19 protein-coding genes are annotated in these 25,099 nt (G+C 42.4%); 5 read left to right on the top strand and 14 right to left on the bottom strand.

Translation table 11 applies throughout. The features are described from left to right. The first annotated feature begins 505 nt into the window (after positions 1-505). The 4 genes from EYW48_RS04150 (at position 506) to EYW48_RS04135 (ending at position 5,319) form a co-directional block, all read left to right on the top strand. On the top strand, positions 506-2,455 hold the full coding sequence (locus EYW48_RS04150) for a PTS mannitol transporter subunit IICBA (protein WP_261918505.1): 1,950 nt from the start codon (positions 506-508) through the stop codon (positions 2,453-2,455). A 113-nt stretch (positions 2,456-2,568) separates the two neighbouring features. After that, positions 2,569-3,717: a mannitol-1-phosphate 5-dehydrogenase gene (locus EYW48_RS04145; RefSeq protein ID WP_176245738.1), complete on the top strand. Its 1,149-nt coding sequence runs from the start codon at positions 2,569-2,571 to the stop codon at positions 3,715-3,717. Positions 3,718-3,780: 63 nt separating this feature from the next. Continuing rightward, on the top strand, positions 3,781-4,311 hold the full coding sequence (locus tag EYW48_RS04140) for an MltR family transcriptional regulator (RefSeq protein ID WP_176245758.1): 531 nt from the start codon (positions 3,781-3,783) through the stop codon (positions 4,309-4,311). A gap of 84 nt (positions 4,312-4,395) precedes the next feature. Then, the gene (locus EYW48_RS04135; protein WP_277431904.1) at positions 4,396-5,319 is read left to right on the top strand and encodes a Gfo/Idh/MocA family oxidoreductase; all 924 of its coding nucleotides are present in this window, start codon (positions 4,396-4,398) and stop codon (positions 5,317-5,319) included. Positions 5,320-5,468: 149 nt separating this feature from the next. Here EYW48_RS04135 and nhaD read toward each other — a convergent pair whose 3' ends face one another. The 7 genes from nhaD to EYW48_RS04100 all read right to left on the bottom strand — a co-directional run bounded on the left by nhaD (position 5,469) and on the right by EYW48_RS04100 (position 13,839). Next, positions 5,469-6,908, bottom strand: a complete 1,440-nt coding sequence (gene nhaD / locus EYW48_RS04130; protein WP_274675444.1) for a sodium:proton antiporter NhaD — start codon at positions 6,906-6,908, stop codon at positions 5,469-5,471. A gap of 179 nt (positions 6,909-7,087) precedes the next feature. Continuing rightward, entirely contained in the window at positions 7,088-8,392 is a 1,305-nt protein-coding gene (locus tag EYW48_RS04125) for a dicarboxylate/amino acid:cation symporter (RefSeq protein WP_053308991.1), read from the bottom strand. A gap of 407 nt (positions 8,393-8,799) precedes the next feature. Next, positions 8,800-9,243, bottom strand: a complete 444-nt coding sequence (locus tag EYW48_RS04120) for a DoxX family protein (RefSeq protein ID WP_172533409.1) — start codon at positions 9,241-9,243, stop codon at positions 8,800-8,802. 303 nt (positions 9,244-9,546) lie between these two features. Then, positions 9,547-10,581, bottom strand: coding sequence for a DUF2955 domain-containing protein (locus EYW48_RS04115; protein ID WP_261918428.1), 1,035 nt, complete (start codon positions 10,579-10,581; stop codon positions 9,547-9,549). 11 nt (positions 10,582-10,592) lie between these two features. Continuing rightward, positions 10,593-11,651, bottom strand: coding sequence for an HlyD family secretion protein (locus EYW48_RS04110; protein WP_274681566.1), 1,059 nt, complete (start codon positions 11,649-11,651; stop codon positions 10,593-10,595). Positions 11,652-11,657: 6 nt separating this feature from the next. Beyond that, the gene (slyA, locus tag EYW48_RS04105; protein WP_277431903.1) at positions 11,658-12,140 is read right to left on the bottom strand and encodes a transcriptional regulator SlyA; all 483 of its coding nucleotides are present in this window, start codon (positions 12,138-12,140) and stop codon (positions 11,658-11,660) included. A gap of 220 nt (positions 12,141-12,360) precedes the next feature. Continuing rightward, the gene (locus EYW48_RS04100; RefSeq protein WP_277431929.1) at positions 12,361-13,839 is read right to left on the bottom strand and encodes a phospholipase D family protein; all 1,479 of its coding nucleotides are present in this window, start codon (positions 13,837-13,839) and stop codon (positions 12,361-12,363) included. A gap of 256 nt (positions 13,840-14,095) precedes the next feature. Here EYW48_RS04100 and EYW48_RS04095 point away from each other — a divergent pair, with 256 nt between their 5' ends. After that, entirely contained in the window at positions 14,096-15,331 is a 1,236-nt protein-coding gene (locus EYW48_RS04095) for a DEAD/DEAH box helicase (RefSeq protein WP_277431902.1), read from the top strand. 79 nt (positions 15,332-15,410) lie between these two features. Here EYW48_RS04095 and EYW48_RS04090 read toward each other — a convergent pair whose 3' ends face one another. From EYW48_RS04090 to EYW48_RS04060, 7 genes are all read right to left on the bottom strand, one after another. After that, positions 15,411-16,067 (bottom strand): HAD family phosphatase, encoded by a 657-nt coding sequence (locus tag EYW48_RS04090; protein ID WP_176245730.1) that lies wholly within the window; start codon positions 16,065-16,067, stop codon positions 15,411-15,413. A gap of 286 nt (positions 16,068-16,353) precedes the next feature. Next, a complete protein-coding gene (locus EYW48_RS04085) occupies positions 16,354-17,421 on the bottom strand; it encodes a hypothetical protein (RefSeq protein WP_274672390.1) in 1,068 nt (355 codons plus the stop codon). Between the two features lie 51 nt (positions 17,422-17,472). Continuing rightward, on the bottom strand, positions 17,473-18,666 hold the full coding sequence (locus EYW48_RS04080; protein WP_277431901.1) for a hypothetical protein: 1,194 nt from the start codon (positions 18,664-18,666) through the stop codon (positions 17,473-17,475). A 75-nt stretch (positions 18,667-18,741) separates the two neighbouring features. Next, on the bottom strand, positions 18,742-20,736 hold the full coding sequence (locus tag EYW48_RS04075) for a hypothetical protein (protein ID WP_277431900.1): 1,995 nt from the start codon (positions 20,734-20,736) through the stop codon (positions 18,742-18,744). A gap of 76 nt (positions 20,737-20,812) precedes the next feature. Next, positions 20,813-22,129: a hypothetical protein gene (locus tag EYW48_RS04070; RefSeq protein WP_277431899.1), complete on the bottom strand. Its 1,317-nt coding sequence runs from the start codon at positions 22,127-22,129 to the stop codon at positions 20,813-20,815. A 58-nt stretch (positions 22,130-22,187) separates the two neighbouring features. Continuing rightward, entirely contained in the window at positions 22,188-23,963 is a 1,776-nt protein-coding gene (locus EYW48_RS04065; protein WP_277431898.1) for an Ig-like domain-containing protein, read from the bottom strand. Beyond that, a complete protein-coding gene (locus tag EYW48_RS04060; protein WP_277431897.1) occupies positions 23,960-24,958 on the bottom strand; it encodes an OmpA family protein in 999 nt (332 codons plus the stop codon). Before EYW48_RS04060 ends, EYW48_RS04065 begins: the two co-directional genes overlap by 4 nt. Positions 24,959-25,099 lie beyond the last annotated feature (141 nt).

Raw genomic sequence — 25,099 nt, 5'->3', positions numbered from 1 at the left:
AGGTTGTAGGCTAATCGCATTTTATCAGCACAATGCATTGTGACTTTGAGACTCTTTATTGTGCACATAGTTTCTTAAGTGGCGTGTATGTAAATTACAGAATTAACAATTAATATTGGGGTGATTTATTTTTCAAGGCGAAATAAATTGCAAAGTGTGATCTGTGGCATGTTATATGTTAGCGTGAATTATAAATATATCGAATGTGTGACATGTGTCTTGTTTTTATTTTTATGTAACCTGTTTTAAATGTGATGTTGATTGTAAAAAAGTAATTGACAACCTGGAATTTCATTGTTTGTAATAAAATTTCATGTCAAATAAATGATGAAGATCACGAAGAAATCATTTGTGAGCTAATGTTTATGAGAGGCATATCACGAAAACCCGTTGTCAGTTCTAAAATGAATTTGTGTGGTAAATTGATTGTGTACTAAGCAATCAACGGTTTTTGCGAAACCGTTACAACAACAATATTCATCAGAACATCGAACGGGGAATCCACATGATATCACCAGATGCAAAGATCAAGATACAAAATTTTGGTCGCTTCTTATCTAACATGGTTATGCCAAACATCGGCGCGTTTATCGCGTGGGGTTTTATAACCGCATTATTCATCCCAACTGGCTGGTTACCGAATGAGACACTAGCCTCTATGGTTGGACCGATGATCACCTATTTGCTGCCTCTACTTATCGGTTATACCGGTGGTAAATTAGTGGGTGGTGAGCGAGGAGCCGTGGTGGGTGCAATTACCACTATGGGTGTGATTGTTGGGACTGACATTCCAATGTTCATGGGAGCGATGATTGTCGGTCCTATGGGCGGCTGGGCAATCAAAGCATTTGATCAGCGTGTTGAAGGCAAAGTAAAAAGCGGTTTTGAGATGTTAGTAAATAACTTCTCTGCAGGCATTATCGGTATGCTCGGCGCGATGTTGGCTTTCTACTTAATTGGTCCTTTTGTTAAAATTCTTTCTGGTGGTCTTGCGGCTGGAGTTAACTTCTTGGTTGCAGCTCACCTTTTACCGCTAACGTCTATTTTTGTTGAACCAGCGAAGATCTTGTTCCTAAATAACGCGATCAACCACGGAATTTTCTCTCCGCTTGGTATTCAACAAGCGAGTGAAACCGGTCAATCTATCTTCTTCTTAATTGAAGCTAACCCAGGTCCTGGCCTTGGTATTTTGCTTGCTTACATGGTGTTTGGTAAAGGGACCGCTCGTCAAACCGCTGGTGGGGCATCTATTATCCACTTCTTTGGTGGTATCCACGAAATTTACTTCCCATATATTCTAATGAATCCACGTCTTATCTTGGCAGCCATTGCTGGTGGTATGACGGGCGTATTCACCCTGACGGTATTTGACGCAGGTATTGTTTCTCCAGCATCTCCAGGCTCAATCTTTGCGGTGTTATTAATGACGCAAAAAGGCTCTATTGTTGGCGTATTATGCTCTATCTTTGCTGCTGCGGGTGTGTCGTTTACGGTAGCGTCACTGCTTATGAAGGCACAGGGCACTACCGAGGAAGAGGGTGATGAAGCGGCATTAGTAAAAGCAACATCACAAATGAAAGACATGAAATCTGGCGCTAAAGGTAATGCAGCAACAGCTTCACGCAAGGGTGATATCAACTTAGCCAATGTAAAAAGCATTATTGTTGCGTGCGATGCGGGTATGGGGTCTAGCGCAATGGGCGCAAGTATGTTGCGTAAGAAAGTCAAAGATGCAGGCCTTGCCATCCACGTATCAAACTTAGCCATTAATAGTTTGCCAGAGAATGCAGAAATCGTGATTACTCATAAAGATTTAACAGACCGCGCACGTACTCATGCCGCTAGCGCACACCATATTTCATTGAGCAACTTTTTAGACAGTGAAATGTACAACCAATTAGTGACTCAATTACTTGCTGCGCAGCGCCCACAAGCCGCAAATGATAGCGAAGCGGTTAAACTTTCGATTCTAGCGGCCAATGATGACAGCTTTGAAGTACAACAACCTTCGGTATTCCAAATTCAAAAAGAGAACATTCACCTTGGCCTGAATGCGTCAAGTAAAGAAGAGGCAATACGCTTCGCTGGCAACAAGTTGGTGGAATTGGGATACGCCGAGCCTGAATACGTGGATGCCATGTTTGAACGTGAGCAAATGGTATCGACATACCTCGGTGAATCGATTGCAGTTCCTCATGGTACGGTGGCGGCAAAAGATCGCGTAATCAAGACCGGTATAGTGATTTGCCAATACCCAGCTGGCGTTCAATTTACCGATGATAAAAGCGATGTTGCAAAACTCGTTATTGGTATCGCAGCAAAAAATGATGAACACATTCAAGTGATTACTACCATTACTAACGCACTCGATGATCCAGAGGCAATCGAGAAGCTTACCTCAACGAAAAGCGTGAGCGATATATTGGATATCCTATCAGGTACCCAAGCGGCGTAAACCTTTTGCTCCTGAGGCAAAACGAGGTCGGTGTCCCCCCTATAGCGCTGACCTCACCTCAATCGTTTGTTAGTAAGTTCTGTTTTCTCAACAAGTTTTTGGTAGGTAAGATTATGAAAAATGCAGTACATTTTGGCGCGGGTAATATTGGACGTGGTTTTATTGGCAAATTGCTCGCTGATGCCGATATTGAAGTTACTTTTGCTGACGTAAACGCACCGTTGGTTGACCAACTCAGTCATAAGCAAGAGTACAAAGTGAAAGTTGTTGGATCCGAGTGTAAAATCGACACCGTGACTCATGTAACAGCGGTTAATTCTGCGAGTGAGGACGTCATTGACCGAATCGTAAAAACCGATTTAGTCACCACCGCCGTTGGTCCTGCAGTGCTGGATATCATTGCAAAAACCATCGCGCAGGGGATCAGCAAGCGTTTTGCTGTTGGCAATGATACCCCGCTGAATATTATCGCATGTGAGAACATGGTACGTGGTACGACACACCTTAAAGGTGAAGTGTATAAGTATCTAGAACCTGCACTTTATGCTAAAGCAGATGAGCTGATTGGTTTTGTAGACTCTGCGGTGGACCGTATTGTACCTCCAGCGGAAGCGGCTAATGATGACCCACTTGAAGTCACGGTTGAAAGCTTCAGTGAATGGATTGTTGATGAACAGCAGTTCAAGGGGGAAGTTCCAGACATTGAAGGCATGGAAAAAACCGATAACCTCATGGCCTTTGTGGAACGTAAACTCTTTACTTTAAATACGGGTCACTGTATTACCGCATATTTTGGGTGTTTAAAAGGACATCACACAATTCGTGAAGCGATAGAAGACCCATCGATTCGTCAAGAAGTGAAACAAGCGATGCACGAAAGTGGCGAGGTGTTGATTCGACGTTATGGGTTTGATCGTGCACTGCACTCCGCTTACATTGACAAAATACTCGGGCGCTTTGCCAACCCTTATTTGGTGGATGAAGTGGATCGCGTTGGCCGTCAACCGTTAAGAAAACTTGGTCCTAACGATAGATTAATCAAGCCATTACTCGGTACAATCGAGTACGGTGTTGAGAACAAAACCTTATTAAAAGGTATTGCAGCGGCGTTGAAATACACCAATAGTGATGATCCTCAAGCGGTTGAGTTGCAACACTCAATTTCTGAACAAGGGGTTAATAAGACACTGGCTCACTACACCGGGTTAGATGTTGACAGTGAACAAGTAAAAGAAATTGAAGCGATCTATCATCAGCTTTAAGACAATAACAATATGTTGGAGGGCAATCGTGCCCTCCCTTCACCACAAGATTTAGTGCAGCGTATGGCAGAACAAATTAACGAAACCGATATTATTGAACGACTGAATAGTGCGCTGTCTGTGCGTGGCTTTTTTATTACAACGGTTGAAGTATTTAATGATGCCATTGATGCGTTAATTCAACGTGTGTTTCGCAAAGACAATTTTGCCGTTCAATCAGTAGTCGGTCCTCTTTTGCATGACTCTGGCCCGCTAGGCAATTTATCGGTTAGGCTAAAACTCCTGTTTGGCTTGGGTGTGTTACCCGATGATATTTATCACGACATTGAAGACATCATCAAACTACGTAATCAACTCAATAGTGATGGTTCTGAATATGACTTTACTGACCCCCAAATTTTAGTGCCGATCAAAAAACTCAATTTGGTGGCCAAAATGGGCATGGTACAGCTCGACGTCCTTGAGCCTGATGGCGACATCGACCTAGATTTTTATCAGTTACAACTGCAACGCCAACAACAAATCATTAAATCAGGGCTGTCTCTTGCCATTGTCGAAATTTGCAATGAACTCAACAAAGAAAGCCCTTTCTGACCCATCAATGGGTGCTATCAATACACTACTTTTTAATATCCCTGTGTTAGCCTAATGCTTATTGAAGACGAAAGAGATTTTTCGATGAAAATTGGTATTATTGGTTTGGGTGATATTGCACAAAAAGCATACCTTCCCGTCATTACGCAACACTCTGATGTAGAGTTAGTCTTTTGTACCCGCAATAGTGAGGTGCTGAATCAATTAGCTCAGCGCTATCGTATCCAGCATACTTGCGTGAATTACCAAGATTTACTGAAGTATCACGTTGATGCCGTGATGATCCATGCTGCGACCGCAGTTCATCCGCAAATCGCACGATTTTTTTTGCAACATGGTATTCCTACTTTTGTTGACAAACCACTTGCAGACAGCGCGGTTGCGTGTGAACAGCTGTATGAAATGGCAGAAAAATATCGCCAGCCACTGTATGTCGGGTTTAATCGTCGACATATTCCATTATTTAACGAACATCTCCGTGGTGTGCAAACAGGGCAACGCAGTGACCTACTGGCTTTACGTTGGGAAAAACATCGCCATAATTTGCCGGGGGATAGTCGTACTTTTATTTTTGATGACTTTATTCACCCATTAGACAGCATTAACCTCAATGCAAAAGCTGTATTAGATGATGCGTATATCACCTTTCAGCGAGAAAAAGATCAGTTATCGCGACTTGATATCCAATGGCAGCATGGCGAAAGCTTATTGCATGCTTCCATGAACCGCCAGTTTGGCATCACTTGCGAGCGAGTGAGTGCCTGTTTTACGAATGAAGCCTTTGAATTTCATTCCTTTACCGAAGGGAAGCACTGGTATCAGGGACAAGAGCGGACACTTAGCCTGAAAGACTGGACCCCAATGCTCACTAGCAAAGGTTTCACGGCAATGATTGAGGATTGGATTCGTGTGGTAAATTCGGGCAAGTTGGACAGCGCCATCGTGACTCGTAATTTATCGTCGCACCAATTGGCTGAGGCGTTACATCAAAAAATCGCTTTAAGCTAAGTATACCCGTTGCTCAAGTAGCTCAGTTAACGTAAAAAGCCTTGGGATTATTGCGCTTAGAGCGCTGAATTGATCAACAAGGTTCCTTACTAGGTGATTGCTTTTGTACTTAAGCCTAATGCTTTAACTTTACGTATATTTTCAAAAAACTAAAACATTATTTGATTGAGTAATAAATGCACAGCGATGCTTGTGGCATAGCCGACAGCAATAATTGGCGTCCACTTTAAATGCCCGAAAAAAGTGTATTTGCCGTGTGCGGCTCCCATTAATGCTACGCCAGCGGCAGAGCCAATGGAAAGTAAGCTGCCTCCAACCCCAGCAGTTAGCGTCACTAATAACCAGTTACCGGTAGACATAGCTGGCTCCATGGTGAGTACCGCAAACATGACGGGAATATTATCGACAATGGCGGATAGAATCCCGACCACTATATTGGCCAAAACGGGGTTCCACTCGGTGTACATCACTTCGGAAATCAACCCTAAATATCCTAATAGGCTTAAGCCACCTACACACATAACTACGCCATAAAAAAACAGTAATGTATCCCATTCTGCGTGTGACACTCGTTTAAATACATCAAAGGGAACAACTGAGCCAATTCGTTTCAAGGCGGCTTCATCATGGTTTGCAATCGCAAGGGCGGTTTTTTTTGCTAATGAGGTCGGGAGTGTTTTACGCAAGAAATAGCCAAAGAATTGCAAATAAGCTAGCCCCATCATCATCCCGATTACGGGCGGAAAATGGAGGGCAGCGTGAAAAGAAACCGCAGTAGCAATCGTAAGTATGAATAACGCTACAATACGGCGAGCACCGCGTTTGAGTTCGACATGTTGATGCACGGTGTTGGGTTTTTCTTGTGGTAAGAAAAATGACATCAATAATGCAGGAACTAGGTAATTGATGGCCGAGGGAAGAAACAGTGGCATGAACTCGGAAAACGATACATGACCAGCTTGCCAAACCATTAATGTAGTGATGTCACCAAACGGGCTGAATGCTCCACCCGCATTGGCGGCAACAACAATATTGATGCAGGCAATATTGACAAAGCGAGCGTTATCGCCCGCAACCTTTAATACAACGGCACACATCAATAATGCGGTGGTCAGGTTATCGGCAATGGGGGAAATAAAAAAGGCGAGTAACCCCGTTAGCCAGAACAGCGATCGAAAATCAAAGCCTTTTCCGACCATCCATGCTTGCAGAGCATCAAACAGCCGTCGTTCTTCCATTGCGCTGATGTAAGTCATCGCGACTAATAAGAACAGTAATAATTCTGCGTATTCTAGTAAGTTATGCTCGAGTGCGGCTCTTGCTATTTCGGTTAAGCCGTATTGTTGATAGACATAACCAATCATTGCCCAAATCAAACCAGCGGCAAGTAACACGGGTTTGGATTTTCGTAACTTGAGGTATTCCTCTAACATGACCAAAGTGTATGCCACAGTAAAAATGGCTAGTGCTGCATACCCAATAGAAGAGTGAGTCAGATCTAACGGCTGAAGATCTACCGATGACGCGTAGGCAAGTGAAGATGTTAAAACAGTGCACAGTAAGGTAGGCCATACGAGGCGAGATATCATCGTGCTTACTCCTTGAATGTTAGGCTGATAAAATTCTAGATCTATTCAAGGTAGTCCGATGTGAGATAGCTCTGATCTGGTTGATTTTTAGTCTTATTTTTGAGTTTTGAACCTAACAAAGAAAAACCCCATAGCAATGGCTATGGGGTTTTTGGTTTTATAGTTAGAAGGTGAAAAAATTAAGCTTGAACTTTCGCCAAATGCACTTCTTCTTCTTTTTCACCTGCATGTGGGTCATTAAAGCGAGCTTCATCTAACGCGCCTTCAGTTTTCGCAACAATTAAGGTTACGCAGCTATCACCAGTGATATTGACCGCAGTACGGATCATATCTAACAAGCGATCAACGCCCATAATCAGTGCAATACCTTCAAGTGGTAAACCGACTTGGTTAAGTACCATGGCAAGCATCACAAGGCCGACACCTGGAACCCCAGCGGTGCCTACTGATGCTAGCGTTGCAGTCAGAATTACCATCAGGTAGTCACCCATGGTGAGGTCGATATTAAATGCTTGAGCAATAAACGCGGTCGCAACACCTTGCATGATCGCCGTGCCGTCCATGTTGACTGTTGCACCAAGCGGAACTGTGAATGAAGCCACTTTATTGTGTACACCAAAACGGTTCTTTGCGGTTTCCATGGTAACAGGAATGGTTGCGTTAGAAGAAGCCGTAGAGAACGCAAACATGATCGCATCTTCCATCTTGCGGAAGAAGGTGATTGGACTTAATCCTGTAAAACCTTTTAACATTAAGCTGTAGGTCACCAAGCCATGTATCAGTAAGGTGGCGGTTAATACCACAAAGTATTCAGCAAGGTTCAAGATTGCGCCTAGACCAAGACCAGTAAATAGCTTTGCCATTAGGAAGAATACGCCGTAAGGGGCAAGGTTCATCAGTAGCGCGACCAGTTTCATGATCACTTCATTGAGGTCGTTAAAAACCGCTGCAATACGTTCCCCCGGTTTACCAGCTGCGCTAATTGCAATACCAAACAGTACAGCAAACACAATTACTTGTAGCGTTTTACCTTCAGCCATTGCGCTGATAGGGTTGGTTGGGAACATATCAATAAACACTTGGCCTAGAGATGGCGCTTGTGCTGATTTAAATGAACTCGCCGCAGTAAGGTCTGCACCAGCACCTGGCTGGAATATCGTACCCATTGTTAGGGCTAATGTAATGGCGATCGCTGTCGTTGCGATGTAAAACGCGAGCGTTTTACCACCCATACGTCCAAGTGTTGACAGATCTTTTAGTGAGCTTGTACCGCAAACTAATGAAACAAACACGAGAGGAACAACAAGCATTTTCAAACTGGCGATAAAGATTTTGCCGCCGACTTCAAATAAACCGTTGACGATGTAGGCGTCAACGAAACCGCTTTCTGCGAATAGGGTTCGAATAGCAAACCCAGTTAAGATACCCGCTACCATACCTAAAATAACACGGCCGGTAAGCGACATCGGTTTTTTGGTATTCATTGTGAACACTCCTTTATTTTATGCACTTCGACATCATTTCAAAGCGTGCCGCAGGTTAGCAGGGGAGCAAGCAGATCAAAAAGTAAAATAATGTGAATGCTCAATTGCTGTGATCTTTATCACTAAAATAGAGGATAATGAAACCATTTTGTAACATATTTTCAGATTTTTATTTCGATGTTTGACGATAGGGCAACATGGGTGCCCTTATGTTTAACAAGTTTCGATATTCTCATCTGCTGAAAATAATACGGATATTTAACTAGTTTGATGCACTTTTGGTTGCATATTTATACGCAATGTATGGTTAGTATGAATAATTTTTAGTCTTTAATAAGACTATTTTGCAATGGGATAATGCATTACCACACCATCCAATCACTGATAGCCTTAGATTTACGTGCTAGTCAGGCTAATTTATTATTCAACCAATTATCCACACCAACTTTCCCCGCACCAGAAAATGCCAGTGATGCACTTGCTGCTAGTAGTGCAAGGCCGAATTCATAACCGTTGTTTGCCATAAATAAACCGTTACCAATATGTACGGATGCAATCGCTACAATCATCGTTAATGAAAGCACTAAAGCTGCCGGTCGAGTCAGCAAACCAAGTAAAATGAACAGCCCACCAAAGAACTCACCACAACCTGCTAGAAATGCCATTAATACGCCTGGTTCCAAGCCGATAGATGCCATCCATTGTCCAGTGCCCTGTAAGCCATAACCGCCAAACCAACCAAATAGTTTTTGTGAACCATGCGCCATAAAAATGATTCCAACAGGGATGCGCAAAGCAAGTGCTGAAAAACCAGTGGTTGATGTGGTTAATTGTTTAAGTAGTGCTTTCATTGTGATGCTCTCTCATTTTTATTGAAATATTTGTGGTGACGGCACCAATTGGCGTGTCTCCTCAACTGTTAGAGCGATTATAGTGTGGTTGGATAGGCAAGATAACAATGCTATTTTGATGGTTAGGTTCGAAAAAGTTGAATGATATTTCATCCTCGGTTTTTATATTTATCTAATTAAAAACAAACAATTAAGATTATGTTATATATATTCACTCAATATTAAATATTAAGTGAATATGAAATGGTTGAAAAAATAGAACAGAAAAATTAGCGATTTAATCTGACTTCTAGAGTGCTATGTCTATTGACCAAATTGTGTCGCTTTAAAATGATTAAGCAGTCGGTGGATCAGGTAAGTTGTAAGTAATGTAGCGACTATCGCGAATAAGATGCTGCTGACACGGTACATCGCGCTAAAGATCAAGTCGTTGCCTGGAGCTAAATATTGGCCAAATAAGATACCCAAAGTGGTGAGTGCACCAAACCCGACACCAGAACCACTGGACTCTTTGACATGTAAATAGCTAAAGAGCATTGCACCGATCCAAAGCAAGGGAACGACAAGCACTAGTAGTCCGGACCAGTCGTAAAGTAGTAGTTGAACCGCAATACCAAAGGTGACACCAAGTAGTGTTCCCATTGCTCTTTTTCTTGCATACCCGAGCGCTCCATTCCAATGCATAGGAAATAGCAACAGTATTGTGGTGGCTTGCGCAGACATTGAATCTTGTAGGTCAAAGACTTGGAAAACAATAAACGATAGCGTTGCAATGCTTGCACCCATCAAGGCCTCATGTCGCATCCGATGCGATCCTTTGGGTTCAGTCGGTCTAGTGATAGGCTGCCTTGGTTGTGTGTCAGGAATATAAAATGTCACTAGGTACGCAATTATCACTGATATAAAATTGGCAATAAAATTACTCGAAATCAAATCATTAAGGTCCGTCGTTGGGTAGCTTGCAAAGTGCAGCATAATGCTGAGGCTTAAAACGCTGTTCGCACCAAACAGAAATAAGCTGCCCTTCGACATACAGGCGAATTTATACAAAAACAGTACAAAGGCAATCAGTGTCATTAACGCTGGGTGGCTGCCAAAAAAACCACCTAAAATGCCAACTTCTAATCCACAGACGACAGCGGATACTAGAAGTTGCCTAGCGGCATGAGCATTCATAACTGGTACCATACCCAACAACAACATAGGGGTTACGGTAAAAAAGACCCCGTAGTTCCAGTCTAATAGCTTACAAAAAGTAAAACCTATTGTTGCTCCCGTGGCAATGCGTAGGCATTGGCGAAAATCATTCTCAGATAATGGGTGATCCCAAAGTCGCATGTTTCCTCCACTTAATAAATGTAATGCAGAGTACTTACAAACCGGATCTGTAGCGTTGCAAACCAAGCAAACAGTGCGTTTTCCGGCAACAACTGCACCGTTGCTCGGGCTCCTGAAGGTAGATCTAATCCTGAACCGTCATCAATGGCGAGGTGCAAACGCATCCGTTGTGCATCACGTACCCAACGGTTTGATTCTGTTGGCGTAGCTAAGCGGCCGTTAGCATCAAATTGCCCGGCGCTAACGCCCGCATCTTGGCTACGTACATAAGCTTGAAAAATTTGCCCCGGCTTACTATCAAAAGCGATCAATGCTCGGTTGTTGCTCGCCAAATGGCGTAAGCTTTTTTCTCGGAAGTCAGCAATGATGTCGACATCGGTGGCGACTAACGCAATCAATGGCGTTCCTGCAATCGCATAAGAGCCAATCTCAAGTTGTAAATTGGTGATCACCCCATCACGCTCTGCCACTACTCTTGTATAGGACTGGTTCAATTTTGCTTGCTCCAATTGGTTAAGCGCCACTCGCAGGTTGACATTATTGTCATCGTGTTCGCCACGACTGACTTGCAGTTCTTTCAACTGAGCTTTCGCCGCCAGTAAATTTGCTTTTGCAGCCACGGCTGCACTTTTCGCATCATCTCTTAATTGTTGAGATGTCCCATTACGATTGAAAAGAGTATCTAAACGGTTTGCTTCGCGTTGTTTTTGGTCCGCGATAATAGTGCTTGCCGTCACATTTGCATCGGCTGCGGCAATGGAGGCATCCAACTGAGCATTATTTTGTGCCGTGCGTTCATAGTTTAGCTGAGCTTGCTCTACGGCAAGTTGATATGGTCGTGGATCAATAGTAAACAGCACGTCTCCTTGCTGTACCATTTGGTTATTGGAGACAAATATATGGCTGATTTGCCCGTTAATACGAGGCGAAATTTTAGTAATATTACGAGTCGCCATTGCTTGTGGTGTCAGTGGCATGGCTAAGTCCGCTACCAAAAAATAGGCAAATACCATCACGAACGCTATGCAGGAATATTTGATCCAACGAGCAAATTTTTGGTCTGGTGTCATAAATAATTATTGCTCCTGTGAGTCAGCATTGAAGGGTTCGCTAAGAGTGTGAAGAGCATTTTGAGCAATTTGTTCTAGGATGAGTGTGAGTTTGTGCAGTTGTTCTTCATCGATATGACCCAGTAAGTCACGTCGGACCTGCAAAATACGCGCTTCTATTTGCTTGATCAGGTTCTGTCCTTGAATGGTCAAACTGACGATTCGAGCTCTTTTATCGTGCGTGCAACAATGACGAACAATGAGTGATTGCTCTTCGAGTTGGTTGAGGGTTCTCATCAGTGAAGGCAACTCAATCTCTAAGGCTTCTGCTAAGGCTTTTTGGCTAATATTGTCTCCGAGCCTTTGCAGTTTCCAGATAGCCGTCCAACGAGGGTGGGTTAAACCCAAAGGTGCGAGTTCTCGATCGGCTACTGTTTTCCATAAGCGTGATACCCGGCCTAATTGTTCGGCGAGTGATAAATCTCGCAAGATATTTATGTCGTCTACCATGATGTTTCTCGATTGCTTAGCATGCTAAGTAATATAGTTTACTTAGCGCGCTAAGTAAATTGAAATGTGATGAAAATCACTGAATTTATGTTGGTAGTGGTCAGAGTGTGGCTAGGCTAATATCCATTTACTGAGTGGCTTGGGGCGTGACAAAGGAATCATAATCAGGGAATAAATAGAAGGCAGTGGAATAAATGTTGCCTTCTATTTTAAGAACGTATTACAGTTGGTCTTCTATTGGCAAAACGCCAGCGAACCAAGCTCCTATTTTTCGCCAAACACTGGCATCGGGTTCACTGGTTAATATTTGTTGTGTGGTATGGTCCAGCCAAACAATATCGCCTTCATCGATAATTACTTGGTAGGCATTTTTCTTCAGCGCTATATCAAGACGTTTTAAAAAATATTGGACGTATTCTGGTTGTTCAATGACCACCGCCATTTCGGTATTCAATTTGACGGATCGTGGATCCCAGTTCATTGAACCTACAAACATTTTCCTTTCATCCAACATCATCGCTTTGGCATGCAAACTTGAACGGCTACTGCCTGTGAGGCTCCATTTACTGTTGAGCTTGGCTGTTGAGCGAATTTCCCACAATTTTACACCAGCTTCGATCAGTGTGAGTCTATATTTGGCATACCAACCGTGCACCGCAAATACATCATTGGAGGCTAATGAATTGGTGATTATGGTGATCTCTTTACCAGACTGTGCTGCCTCAGCTAAAGCCTGTGCTCCCAGCTCTGTTGGGACAAAATAAGGTGAAATTAACACTAATGAATGGTCGACATCTTCTAGTAGTGTGTTGAGATCATCAGTTAATTTTTTACCTTGGCCTGCTACTTTGTCTGGCGAATCATACAGTAAAACGCCTTTTCCCCAATAGAGAGGCAATTTACTGGAGATGAGTTTTTGATAGAAAGGCAGTTGATGGATATCATATTGGCCTTGGGTGAACTTTTGAGCGGGTTGGGCGTCCGCCACCCATTCTTCGATATCGGAAGAGGTAAGTGGTTTTACATTGCTGACAAGCCACTCTAAAGGAACTGCCATGTCACTGTTCCAATATTGATCAAATTGATCTTCAGTTTGAGCCACAGTGTTGCCATATAACATGACATCAAAGTCACCAAATTCAACACTCGATTCATAAGAGAAATATTCATTGCCGATGTTTCTCCCCCCTACAATCGACACGACACTGTCGGCGCTTATCGACTTATTGTGCATTCGGTGATTAAGCCTATCAAAATCCATCAGAAAATGAGAGCCACGAGCAGTACGGTTGTAGTAAGGATTAAACAGGCGAATTTCGATTTTGGGATGTTGGTTTAAGTAGGCCATTCCTTTGTCACTGCGTTGTTGCATGTCGTCTAGTAATATTCTTACTCTGACCCCACGTTCTGCTGCGGAATATAAGTGCCAAGTCAATAGTTGGCTAGTTTCGTCATCTCGGTAAATGTAGTACTGCACGTCGAGGCTTTTTTGTGCCGATTCGATTAAAGCAAGGCGAGCCAATAGTCCATCGTGTCCTTTTTCTAAAGGATAAAACCCGGTGTATTGAGAGATATCGAACTGGGTTTGTGAAAAATAATGGGCTAGGGGGGATTCGGCCTGGTAGCCATAGTGAAAGCTCGGTGTTTTTTCACTGGCGGCTGGGGGAATTGATGAGCTACAGCCAAATAAAAAAAGCATCGCAGACAAGAAAAAAAGGTGCGATATAGTGGAAGAAAAACGTTTCATAAAAGCGAGAAAGTCCTTAACAATAGACAACTCATTCAGTATATATGATGGGTGAAGTCGGATGCTAATTTATCAATACTCATGATGTCTTGACCCTGTTTGGGGATATTTGATTTAGTTGCCGACGGAATTCGCTCTGATTGTCAGTATACATCAGCCACTCGTCTGTTTAGACTTAACCACTTATCCTCTTTGATGACCTGATCCTATGACCTTTTCCAACCTGAATTTACATGCTTTGCTTGTTGCATCCCTTCCTAGTTCACTGCTAACACCGACAAAAATTCAGCGCTTAGCGATACCCGCAGTGCTGGCTGGAGGTGATGTTTTAGCATTAGCACAGACGGGAAGTGGTAAAACACTGGCGTTTGGCTTGCCACTGTTACAACGAGTTGAGCCAAATTTACTGGACATTCAAAGTGTGATTTTAGTGCCCACGCGAGAGCTAGCGGTGCAAGTTAGCCAAGACTTATCGTCCATTGCCCTGAAAATGGGTATTCGCTTATGTACATTATGCGGTGGGGTTGATCAAAATGAGCAGCTTAATGCGCTGGCTAAACTGCCACATCTGTTGGTTGCCACACCGGGTCGTCTGCTTGATTTACTCAAACAACAGCACGTGTCACTTGAATCTGTTCAGCAACTGGTGTTGGATGAAGCGGATCGCCTACTGGATATGGGTTTTTGGCCAGATGTGCAGCGTATCGTGCAATTAATGTCTAGTGAACATCAGACATTACTATTTTCAGCGACCTTTTCTGATGCACTGAATGACTTATCTCAGGGTTTGTTGTCCAATCCAATACGCATTGAGGCAAATGAAACGAATCAAGTTGTCGATGAGGTTGAAGAACGGATTTTTCTCGTCAATAAGGGCAGTAAATCACAGGCGTTGATCGCCTTATTGAAAGAACATGTAGGGCAGCAGGTCTTGGTATTTATCAGTGCCAAAGATAACGCGGATACTTTGAGCAAAAAACTACTTAAGGCGGGAATAAAAGCGGCGGCATTGCATGGCGACAAAGATCAAACCGTGCGCACACAAACGTTAGCTGACTTTAAAGCGAACAAAATCGACGTGTTGGTTGCGACCGATTTACTGGCTCGTGGAATTCATATCGATGCGCTACCGATAGTCATTAACTTTGATTTACCAACCAGTGCTCCTGTGTATGTGCATCGGATTGGTCGTACCGCGAGAGCAGGGCAGCATGGTTTGGCCATATCGTTAACCTGCCATGGTGAAACGGAGGCTTTACAAGCCATCCGCCAGTTAACTCAGCGTGAGCTACCACAGCATGAACTTGCTGGATTTACGGTGACTGACCAACCGACAACAGGTGCCAGTAAGCGTAAACCGCGTGATAAGCAAGCCAATCGTCGTAGTGCACAAAAACGCAGTATTAAACAGTTTCAGAAAAAAACGGCTGATAAGAAAAAGTAATTGGCTAGATCAGCCGCTTGGAACCCAGCTATGTATTCTAGTGAAATAACGCCTGCTTAATCAGGCGTTATTTAGAATGCTAGTGCTGGTTTTTTAACATGATTAATACCTCATGTAATGAAGGCATAACTTGATGCCCCAAGGCTAAAATTTCTTTGTTTGGTTCGACTAAGTCTGGGATTTGGTAGGTCATCATATTGGCTGACACCGCTGAAATGACACCATTATTAGAGTCTTCAAACGCTAAACAAAATTGAGGATCTACCCCTAACCGTTGTGCGGCTAGCAAATAAATTTCAGGGTCAGGTTTGCCATGAGTGACTTCACAACCTGTGGTGAATGAATCAAAGTAACTATCCAATTGTGCGAGTTTAAGCTTAATGCTTGCGACCTCTTTTTGAGTGGAGGTCGCAACAGCGGTTGGAATGTTATTGGCTTTTAGCCACTGAAGAAGTTCAATCACCCCTTCTTTCACTGGAATCGCCTGGTGTTTGACTACAGCGTCATAGCGTTTTCGCCATTCTTTATGTAGAACAGGATAATCCAGTTGTGGGCCATATCCCGTACGTAACACTTGCTCAATGCCTGCTGCATTGCGGCCAATAATAGAAAGATAAATTTCTTTGAGAAAAGGAACCCCTACCGCTTGGCAGGCTTGTTCAAAAACGGTCATGCAGACTCGCTCAGTATCGAGCAGAAGTCCGTCCATATCAAAAATAGCAGCTTGAAATTTCATCGGTACAACTTTGGGTAGTGAAACGAAATGGTATTTTCCCATAACTTGGCTATATGAAGCGAATCTAATCTTCAGTGTTTCGTCGTTGCAGATACACAAAGTTGCTCTACTGTTTGACTGAGTGTATCTGATATTTGGATGTTGTGGTTGCTCTACTCAAACAACTTGAAGTTGCAGGTAGGCGGCAAGTGAGTTCATCCCCATGAGCATAGATAAACTCTATGATTGGGGTGAAATAACGTAGCCAACACCGCTGCAATTTCAAGTAGGAAGGGTATATAAATAATTAGCCTGCAATAACCTTGAACTCACAATTGGGGAAAAAACCACCTGAAACGGGAGAATAGGTTTCATTCACAATGAAGGTGGATCCATCTGGTTCTGGTTCTAGCTCTAAAAGCGTAATGAGTGCTCCTTCCGCTTGTTGTGGAGATAAGCCATAAATATTAGCGATAGGCGATGTTTTTAAAGACGAATAACGACCGAGGAGTTTTTGGGTTGAAAGCTGTTCGGTAGTCAGATTAAGCCAATTAATATAATCACTACTGCCTTCAGTACTGATGTAGACTAAAAATTGGTCATCCAATGAAATGGCACATTTTGACAGTTCAACTGAAACATCTTGCTTCAATGCTCTAAATTCAAGATCAACATATGTATCGGAATAACGTACATCACCATACAAAATACCGTAACCTTTTTTCAAAATAGCAATATGCGTAGCTGATACCTCTATACTTATCTGACCTTGATCAAATTCATTTGGCAAAGGCACGCTAGTTATTGGCTTGATATTACTGCCATTACATTCTGCAATATGCAGGTTTAAATTGAACTGTCCATAGGCAGTATAAAAAATCCATTTTTTATCTAGTTTTTCATGTGCTATGACACTAAGAGGTGAATCTTGAGAAATTCGATGTGGAAGATCAATCACATCTTGTTGAATAACTTCAGTAAACTCTTGATTCTGTGATACCCTAAAAAAATTCAATGCATTATAAGAAACATAGTATCCATCCAAATATTCTGTGGTTTGGTTTATTTCTTTAGAAAAGACTAGATTATATTGTGTAAGGGTGGTGTTTTTAAAAAGATTATTACTTTTATCGACAACTCGAAAATGCTGATCAACTAATGACTTTCCTATTAAATACAAACTTACAGAATCTTCATCTTGAGTGATAGTATTACCGACGCTTTCGAAAGCATCTTCTGATAAAACACCATCAGATTCAAGGATTTCCAATACGTTATTTCTGAAATCAAAAATGTATCTATTTTCTGGAGTGCCAGGGAACCATAAAGCCTGACTGAATTGACTGTAAATATCATTTGGTGAGGTGTTTTTCATCTCTTACTCCTTAAATGTATCAGGCACCATACTAGGTGCCTGATAGAGATTTTAAAGATTATTTATTTGATATTGAATATTACCAAAACTAATCGAAGAATATTTCTGCTCATTCAATAATTCGCTGACTGCAACTTCTCCAGTCTCTTCTATTTCTTGGATAACAAGAAGAGGATCTTGGTGTCCTTGGGGAATGATATTGGTTCCGTAAATAATACCATTAGGGGCCAGTTTTAATGTGACGTAGTCATTTTGGAAAACATAAGCAGTATGCGCTGAATATACCGCACCACTTTCTATATCACATACCCATAAATGATTTTTATGCTGGGCATCTTCTGCTTTCAAAAAATAGAGTTGTTCATTTCTCGCATCGAAAGCGGGCATGAGAGTCGTAGTAGCAGTATTCGAAACGAGTTTCTGGTTATACAGACTTAGTATTCGGCTATTGTTGTTATAGCGGTTGTTTTGTAGTCTCAACTGAGCACACATGATGTAACCATTGACAGTTATAGCTATATGGTTTTGGTTGACTACTATTGAACTGGTGGCTGCGTTGAGAGGTGCGTTGATGAAAGCAAAAGGCTCTAAGTTTAAGTAGATGGGAGGTCCTACCGATTCGTCGCTTGTCTTACCAAAGCGGTATGCGACTAACGTGGTTGGGTTGCTCAGTGTCACAAGCCAATATTCACTTTCGTTGACACACACCAAGCCTAATGGGGCTGCGATCGTATTAGTCGCTATTATTGATTGCCCTATCCATTGAGCTGGGTTATTTGTACCATGGGGATAGGTGATTATGGCTGTATTTATATACTTAGTACTATCGTCAATATAAAACACATTATAAGCAAAGTTTGGATCACTGCTTCTTTGTAAATTCGGTGCAATAATACTAGTGAAGTTTGTGCTTCTAACACAGTTTAATGGTGCAGGGTTCACTTTATTCCTTAACCCATCATAAATATCAGTTCCATTAAATAATAATGCTAGGTCTCCTGTTTCTGGATTGCATATTGAACAGTTGAGGTTATCTTTTTCATTCTCTATTAAATTTGGGAACCGTCCTATCTGAACATCTAGGATATTGTCGGAGTTGTTGAAATTATATAATACCCGAGTAAGTTGAGTAGCACTTATTTGTGGGTTACCAGAAAACCACTGCATTTGGGCTTGTAAGTACGGTATTTTAGCCGAGGCCTTATTAGTATTTCGAGTGTTTTGACTGCATTCGGTTGTAAGCATGGTAAATATCCTATTTCTGTTTCATGAGGTGTTGTTTGTTATTTATGCATTTATACCATTGCATTGATTTTATTTTTAGAAATATATTTGGCAGTATAGGTTATTTTTTTCATAGTCAAGAACGCTAATTGATATTTCTTGGTTTTTATTATCCTTAATGACATTAAAGTTAAAGTTCTCAGTGTGATTTATTTCTAAGTTGGTGATCTCACTTCCTTGATTTTCATTATCAACAATAAATGTTCCGCCATCGCTTAAGGTTAAATTATATTTACCTGCATAACCTTCTAATAACACTATGGTGAATGGATATAAGAGATTATGGTTTGGCTTTATTTCAAGGTGAGGTATGGCATTATTTAGATATGAGTGTTTAAGTGTTCGGAATTTTATTTGTGATTGTCCACCATTGTTATTGGTAGACGCCACTATCGTATTGATATCAGTGTTGGTGCCAGATATATAGGCTGATGCAACACCATTCTCTGCGGGGTAGACGGTGATTTCTTTCTGGCTGTTAGCGACAAAATACAGTTCCCCTGCTGAAATCGTAAATGTAACTGGGCCTGTATTGTCTCTATTGTTATAGCTAATAAATGCCTCTTGGATTGTCGATCCTAGTGAAGGCCAGTATCCTGGTGAGCCACCAATGTATGTGGAATCGGCTCCTATGCCTCTATCTGTTAAGGTGACGCTTTCCGTGGGTGAATAGGTTGTTATCCCATCGCTAGTTGCTACTGAATAATGAGTAAATAGTGTTCCGTTCTCTTTAACCGCAAGAAGCGGCTCTGCTGGGATGCTAAATGTGACTATATTTGTCTCAATATCATCAACAGATACAGTACGTGAATAGGCATATTCTGCTTCCTCAACATTATTACTGCTACTGTCTTTACCATGTAAGAAAATCGCCACAGTTTGACCAACTTGCATTGTAGGATAGGCGGCTGAGATAAAAGTGCCATCTTCAGCTAAATCGATAAAGAGCTTTTCACCTTGTGCTTCATCAAACGTTGGTGGGGGAAGGGTAAGTTCCATGTTTAATGGTGCAATCGCCAGTAGTGATAGGTGTTTATTATTGAGTTCATAATAAGCATACAGATAACCCATGTTGACTAAGTGAGCGACTTCATTGGTTAGCGTAAGGTTAACCAAACCTTGTTCGACTTGTTCTTGCGTGACTGTTGTTGTGGCCTTTTGATAAAAAAGGTTATCCATTAGGTCTTGCCCATAAAGCGTCAGAGTCAATTGATCATTCGACGCCATGTTTTGGTATGAAATATCAAATTTAATGCCATTGGCTACCTCTTCGTCAGTTAGCATGCCATCGTCTTTTGCATCGACAAAAATAGGAGGCCCAGTCAGTAAATCCTCATTAATGTTGAGCAGGGTTGTTGTTACTGGAGATAAACCAGCAACCGATTTTTGATTTCGATAAGCAATATAATGAATATTTGCTATACCTTGATGGATCACAAACAGATAACGGAGTGGGATAAGGTGAATGTGGCCATCAGTAATATCAGCCATTGTTACTGTATAAGTATATTGATACGTTGATGCGATAATGATTTTATTTTGTAAATCGGTGACGTGAAAGAAAAGCGTGATGTTGTCGCCTATCAGAAGTTTATCATTGGGGGGGATTTTTACTCGTGTGCCAAATTGCTCTAGTAATTGAATCAGTGTCAGTTGATCATTTTGTTCATCAATAAATAGTGGTGAAGGCAATCGAGGTTGGTCAGAAAACAGCAAAATCGCATGCTTTATGGGGGAAACGGTGAGGTTCTCCGACCAATCTCTTACGGTGTAATGAGCAGGGTAGATCCCTTCGTCAAAGGGCAAGGCGTCAATGTGAAATATGAGTGGGAGTGAATTGATATCGTCAACGGTATGGTAACCAATTTTGTCATGGTTGAAATATACTTCGATGCTATCTCCACGTTGTATGCTGCTATAACGTGGTATGGTTAAATCGATATTATTTCCGCTGCCTATAATTTCAACTTTGTCGATAACCCCATCATCTAGCATTTGTGGGAATTGAGGGGGAGATATTGATTTGAACATAGAAGTTACGCTCTTCAAGTCGTCTTTTATTTTTAGAGAATAGAGCCCTTTCGAGCTCTATCTATGATTTTGAAAACTAAGGTGCGATTACATCGACAACGTATTGAATTTTTTTCGATGAATGTGGACCATCACTCAATTGCAATTCGTAATACAGTTCTATATCACCTTCACCAACTGAGTTAAATAGGTTTGCAAGCCCAACAGCATCCGTTTTATCATTGAGTTCAATTCTATTACCGCCGTCAGCTGGCGGGACACTCAGTGGGTAGTTGATCCAAGGCCCAATATGCTCTCCATCATGTAACATTTGAGCGTAAAGTATGCCGGTGGTTGCCTCTCTCAGTTTATTTTCTTCAATGACGATATTTACCCCAAGGTCGGAGTCCGTTTGGTTAATGACACCATCCTCACCTTCAGGAACTGATAGTGAAGCTAGGTCGACTATCCCACTGCCGCCACTGCCATCTTCAAGGCGCACTTCGACATCAATGGTTCTTGAAAAAGTGGAGTTACCTGCAACGTCAGTGACTTGGAAGCTACTGAGCGAATGGCCGTTAATCAGAAAAACGGATGGAACAAGAATAGCTTGCTGTCCATCGTTTGGATCATCAATGGCAAGAGTAGTCGAATAGTTACCAAAATAAAGGGTTATGATATCTCCGCGAGCTAGCCCTGCTGCGAATATCCCAGCGTATATGCCACCAGCGGCTTCAGTATCATCAATATAGCCATCGTCTATGATGGAATTGTATGACGGTGTGGAATTGAGTTGACTTTCACTTATTACAAACGACCAATTTTTCGATACTGCTGGTTCACCAGCAGTTACTGTTATCGTCGCAGTGCTTCCTGCGGTCATATCAGAGAATTTGGCCAGAGCCTCAACGCTGCCAAAACTGTTTGTCACTGCCTGAGGATTCAAATGCTGGACGAGTGTAATACCAGAGTTGTCATCATCTGCAACAGTAATCACAACTGGCACCCCTGGAACTGGTTTTCCATCGTTGCCTTTAACCGTTACGGTGAAAGTTTTGGGGATGCCATCCCAGTTTGCGCACCATATTGGGTAGGAGTTTACTTCTAGATCCAGTTCTTGTTGGACTGGCGTAGCTGTTAGGTCAATACTATTGGTATTGGCAGGAGTATCGGCTTCTGCTGCCGTGATAGTTGCGTTTCCTGCTGCTGTTAGAGCAACTGACATCATGGCTTTTCCATCACTGCCAACTGGGCTTGTAGGGGCTTCGACAACTGCGATGCTAGTGTCAGATGAACTCCAATTAATAACGGTACCTTCATCCAGATCGGTATTAGCTGAAAGCATAATGCTTTGACCCACAGGTTGAGATTCACTTGGGTCGGCAGTTATATTGTTTATTGTTTTACTCGTCATTGTTTATCCTATTTATGTTTTATTGGCTTAAAATCATTGCTTGTGCAATGTGGTGAAATTATGGTGCTACGGTATCAATGTTGACTTCTATCTCTGGATCTAGTTCTAGAGCTGCTGCTGAGCTTTCAAATGGTTTAATGCTGAGGTTAATGAAACCAGCTACGCTATTCATTCCTTGGAAGGTCGTTTCTTGAAATGTGCGTATTGCGATACCTGAAGTCACTTCATTTTCGGTTACTCGATCTTGGATAGTTTCAATAATTTCGCGAGATGAGCCGTCAGCAGATTCAATAGCGACAGTCAGCATAATTTCATCTCCTGCTCTCATACCCGAATAACGGATTTCGACTTCAACACCGAGTTGCGCATCGATTGCGTTAATCACTCCGTCTAATGCTCTTGGCACTTCAACGGTGAGAGAACCAAATTCAGTTACTGTTAACTTGACTTCGTCTGAGAGGCCGGAGTAGCTCGCTTTAACTGTGAATTCACCTACCTTTGAGCCGGTAACTAATCCTTCGTTTATATTCAGTTCACTTTGCCACGTAGCGGATGAAGTGACATCTATTGAGCCGTCAGCGATGGCGGTGAATTGCAATTGCGTCCCTTCAACAATCGTCGCCTGGTGAGGTTCAACATTCAAGCTTAGCGGTCTATGTTCCACGGTAACGTTTGCTGTGGCAGTATGTCCTAGGTAGGTGGCTGTAATGACATAAGTACCTGCACTTTGCGCTTGTGCAACCCCGTCGATTATTGATACCCCTGAGGTGTCGTCGCTCTGCCATCCCACTAAGGTGTTATCGATGGGTTCAATGCGACCATCACTAAAATGGCCTGTAACAGTATAGGAATGGCTATCTCCTTCGTATAGAGTGATATTTATTGGACTTAAGGTGATGTAGTTAAGCTCAGCTTCTGTGACTGTGATAGAGGCTGGTGAGCTATTGACACCATTTAGCTTAGCGGTGATCGACGTTGAACCTTCAGTTAAGCCGATGACGGATAGGGTCTTTGGGTCGAAATAGGCCACCTTTTTGTCCTCTATTTTCCAAGTAACACTTTGCGAGATATCTGGCCGTGAACCATCAGAGTAGATACCAAAAGCCTGATAAGGTTGCTCAGTGCCAATCGTTATAGATGCAGTGTTAGGTAAAACATCAATGCTGAGTAACTGCGCATTTCTAACACCAACAAAAATCGACCCACTTTGTTTTGTATCCAGAGTTGCCGTGACAGAAGTTACGCCTTGCCGCTCTCCCAACAAGGTTCCTGGGGAAGTAAATCGACCAGCATCAGTCAGCGAAATCCAATTAACTTGTTGAGTCAGGTCTTGACTATGTCCGTCATCATAGTGGCCGATTGCTCTAAAGCCTTGATTATTACCCAAGGCAAGAGTGAGCATACCTCCTTTGTTTGATGCACTACCCTGTACTTGAGGTTGTGGCGAATCAACCAGTACTGATAAGCGAGACATCTGAGCGCCAGACACCGTGATAGTAGCGGTATTACTAGTAACATTACCCAAGGTAGCCGTGATATCGGTCTGTCCACTTTGGAGCGCTGTTGCAACATTATTTTGCAAGGTCACAATGTCTGAGTCGAATGACCAAGCGACTTGATCGGTTACGTTTTTGGTTGTGCCATCAGCACAGTAAGCCGTTACCGTGTACTCCTGAGTGGTATTGACTGCGAGCGTTACTGAAGCGGGAGTCAACTGCAAAGCGGTTACTTTGTTTTCCCCTGATAGCAAACCAGAGTCACCATTTTTGCACCCGGTAATTGCCACGCTACAGATTAGTAGTACACAGACGAGTATTGATTTAACGTTGATCATTGTTTGCCTGTTTCAATTTGATTAGTTTTATAAGGAAAAGTGATTTCCACACGACGGTTTCTCTGGCGACCCTCTGCATTGTTGTTTGCTGCAATAGGCTGTGTTTCTCCTGAGCCTATTACGTCGATGCGATTCTGTTCGACGCCGTTTTGGACAAAGAAATCAGCAACGGCCTTGGCTCGTTGAATCGAGAGTCTTAGGTTATAGGCTTCATTACCGATATTGTCGGTATGACCTTCAACCAAAATTGTGCTGCCTGGGTGGCTTTGAATGTTGTCCAATAATTGCGATAAGGATTGCATGTTTTCCAATTTAGCGCTGTTAAAAGGAAACAAAGTCTTATCATGAACCGCATTCGAAGTCGTATGTGTGTTGATTGCCTTAGTTTCTGGTATATCAACGGTTGCAGGTCTGGCTGTCGTATGAGTACCTGCCTTATCTTCATCTTCCGAGCTATTGAACAGATCAAAGTTGATGCTAAAGCCAACAAACAGTGAGTGTAAATCGGCTTGCTGGGTTTGGTTGTCGCCTACGCCATCAATGAAGCGGTATTCACTGTGCAGTGACCAAACCCTAGATGGTGAGTAGCGAATGCCAACCCCAACTAAAGGGTCTATCGCTGATGAGCGCGTATCATTTGATTTATCGACTGCTAACCATGTTGCACCTAAGCGACCAAATAATTGCCAGTTTTGTGCTAGGGGATAGTAGCCAATGATAGAAGAGTCTCCTCCCCATATACGGGCACTTACCTTATTTGATGGATAGTTTGCTTGTGGTTCACCGTACGATAGAACACCAATTTCCATTGCCCATGATTGACTAAAGTTATATCCAGCAAAAATGCCATAACCTAAAACATCATCTTTACAAGAAGATGCGCTTTTCAGGCAGGCATCCTCATAATGAGATAAGCCTGTTTGCACGCCAAGATAAGGTTGAGCAAGGCATGAGACAGCGGAAAAAGAGGTAAAAATGAAAATAGATTTTTTCATGATCTTATTTTAGAACTCACATTCTTGATGAAATAAATTACAGTGCAACTATATGCTCAAAGGAGGGGTTTTTCTTGTAAGTAAATTCCGACTTTTTTGGTTTAATCAGAATAAATGGCCGGTATTGATTGGTTGCATATG

This window comes from Vibrio sp. 1180_3 (assembly GCF_029478545.1).
Classification (GTDB): Bacteria; Pseudomonadota; Gammaproteobacteria; order Enterobacterales; family Vibrionaceae; genus Vibrio; species Vibrio aestuarianus.
Note: the sequence above shows the minus strand (reverse complement) of the source record. Positions and strands in the feature narration are given on the sequence as shown.